We start from the raw sequence: 2,365 nt of genomic DNA on the forward strand, positions 1-2,365 counted from the left end.
CGAGGAAGCGGAACCGAGGCTCGACTTCGGCGGAGCCACCCCGTACGAGGACTACGTGCGGGCATCCGTGTTGACCAGCCTCCAACACCCCCGGTCGAGCGACCCGGCCGAGATGGCGTTCCTGGTCACCACCCAGGTGATGGAGCTCTGGTTCCGCCTGCTGACGCACGAGTGGGACCACGCGAGGCAGGCGCTCCGGGGCGACGACGTGACCACGGGTGTGACCTCGTTGCGGAGGAGCCTGCCCACCCTCGCGGCGCTGGTCGCCTCCTGGCAACCGATCGCCTGGCTCACCCCCACCCAGTTCAACTCCTACCGGTCGGCGTTGGGCGAGGGCTCGGGTTTCCAGTCCGCGCAGTACCGGCAGCTGGAGTTCGTGCTGGGCGACCGCTCGGCGAACTTCCTCACCCCGCACCGGGCGGACCCGGTGGCCCATGCCCGCCTGGAACGGGAACTGGCGACCCCCAGCCTCTACGACGAGGCCCTCCGGTTGCTGCACCGTCGCGGCCACCACCTCCCCGGCTCGGTGCTCGACCGCGATCTCTCGCTGCGCCACGAGCACACGGAGGCCGTCGAGCGCGCCTGGGCCGGCATCTACCGCGCGGAGGGCACCTCGGAGGAGGAGCGGGACCTGCTCTCGCTCGGGGAGGCGCTCACCGACGTGGCCGAGGGCGTGTGGCGGTGGCGGCAGGACCACCTGATGGCCACCCGCAGGGCGATGGGCGACAAGCCAGGTACCGGTGGCTCCTCGGGGGTCGCCTGGTTGACGAGAAGAGCGGCCCGGCCGGTGTTCCCCGAACTCTGGTCGGCGCGCGGAAGGGTGTGAGGGACGTGGGGCCACAGCCGATGGCGGACGACAGGGACGCGGCGGTGGAGGTGCTGGCCGCTCGGGCGGCCGAGGCGGACGCGGCCGACCCGCTGGCGCACCTCCGGGACCAGTTCGACCTGGACGAGGAGGTCGTGTACCTCGACGGCAACTCGCTCGGCGCGCTTCCGACCTCGGTCCCGGGCCGCCTGCGCGAGGTCGTCGAGCAGGAGTGGGGCCGGGGCCTGATCAGGTCGTGGCGCGGGGCGGGCTGGTGGGACGCCCCGGAGAGGGTGGGGGACCGGATCGCGCCGCTCGTCGGAGCGGCCCCCGGCCAGATCGTGGTGGGCGACTCCACGAGCGTCAACGTGTTCCGCCTGACCGTCGCCGGACTGCGGGCGGCGGCGGAACGGGACCCCCGCCGCACCGAACTCCTCGTCGACGAGACGACGTTCCCCACGGACGGCTACCTGGCGCGGTCCGCCGCCCAGCTCACCGGAGCACCGCTGGTGCCGTGCCACCCCTCGGACCTCTCCCGCCGCCTCGGCGACCGGACCGGGTTGGTGTTGCTCAACCACGTCGACTACCGCACCGGCGAGCTGTGGGACCTCCCCACGCTCACCGCCGCCGCCCGCGACGCCGGCGCGCTGACCCTCTGGGACCTCTCCCACAGCGCGGGAGCGCTGCCGGTGGGCCTGGACCAGGCCGGGGTCGACCTCGCGGTGGGCTGCGGCTACAAGTACCTGAACGGCGGCCCTGGCGCTCCGGCCTTCTGCTACGTCAGGGCCGACCTCCAGGAACGGCTCGACCAACCGCTGACCGGCTGGTGCTCGCATGCCGACCCCTTCGGGATGGAGCCCGACTACCGGGCGGCCAGCGGGGCGACCCGCTTCCGCACCGGTACTCCCGAGATCCTCTCCCTGTTGTCGCTCGACGCCGCGCTGGACGTGTGGGCGGGTGTGGACCTCACCGAGGTTCGGCGGAAGAGCCTGGCCCTCACCGGGTTCTTCGTGTCCTGCCTCGACGTCCTGGCCCCGGCGGGCTCGTTCCGGCTCCTGACACCACGTGCGGACGAGCGGCGCGGGAGCCAGGTGGCGTTGGAGTGTGACGACGCACGAGCGGTGATGGCGGCGCTGGAAGCCCAGGGGGTCATCGGGGACCACCGTCCCCCGAACGTCTGCCGGTTCGGCTTCGCCCCGCTGTACACGAGGTTCGTCGACGCGCTCACCGCCGCCGACGCGCTGTCCACCCGCCTGCGGGCCCGGGACGGCGTCGGCCCCGCCTGACGTCGCGCAACGGTCGCCGGTCGCCCCCACCGGGGTGTGCCGGGGCCCGGCGGCCCTCGTTCAGCGGCGTGACTTCGCCGGCCGTCGGGACCGCGCCCGGGCGCGGTTCTTCTTCGCCGACTGGGCGGCCAACGGCTTGACCGGTTGCTGCCGGGCGGGTGCGGCGGTGCCCTCGTCCTCGGCGTCCTCGGCCGCTCCCGCCTCCGTGGTCCGGTCCCGCCCCGGTTGGCCCGTCGTGGTCCCGGCGGGGCGGTCGGCCGGAGCGGCCGGCGGA

General features: G+C 74.0%; 3 protein-coding genes. 2 read left to right on the forward strand and 1 reads right to left on the reverse strand.

Annotation, left to right across the window (positions count from 1 at the left end):
* Together ACTIDRAF_RS0221925 and kynU are read left to right on the forward strand one after the other, a co-directional pair.
* On the forward strand, positions 1 to 826 hold an 826-nt coding region (locus tag ACTIDRAF_RS0221925), incomplete at its 5' end, for a tryptophan 2,3-dioxygenase (RefSeq protein WP_016700855.1).
* 20 nt (positions 827 to 846) lie between these two features.
* Complete coding sequence (gene kynU, locus ACTIDRAF_RS0221930; protein ID WP_016700856.1) at positions 847 to 2,091, forward strand: kynureninase; 1,245 nt, start codon at positions 847 to 849, stop codon at positions 2,089 to 2,091.
* Positions 2,092 to 2,151: 60 nt separating this feature from the next.
* Here kynU and ACTIDRAF_RS0221935 read toward each other — a convergent pair.
* Positions 2,152 to 2,365 (reverse strand): hypothetical protein (locus ACTIDRAF_RS0221935; protein WP_026066375.1); only part of this gene is annotated, 214 nt, incomplete at its 5' end.

Source organism: Actinoalloteichus spitiensis RMV-1378 (assembly GCF_000239155.1).
GTDB lineage: Bacteria > Actinomycetota > Actinomycetes > Mycobacteriales > Pseudonocardiaceae > Actinoalloteichus_B > Actinoalloteichus_B spitiensis.

Excerpts from the sequence above, each read along its gene's own strand:
- kynU (WP_016700856.1), top strand. The coding sequence starts at position 847 with ATGGCGGACGACAGGGACGCGGCGGTGGAGGTGCTGGCCGCTCGGGCG.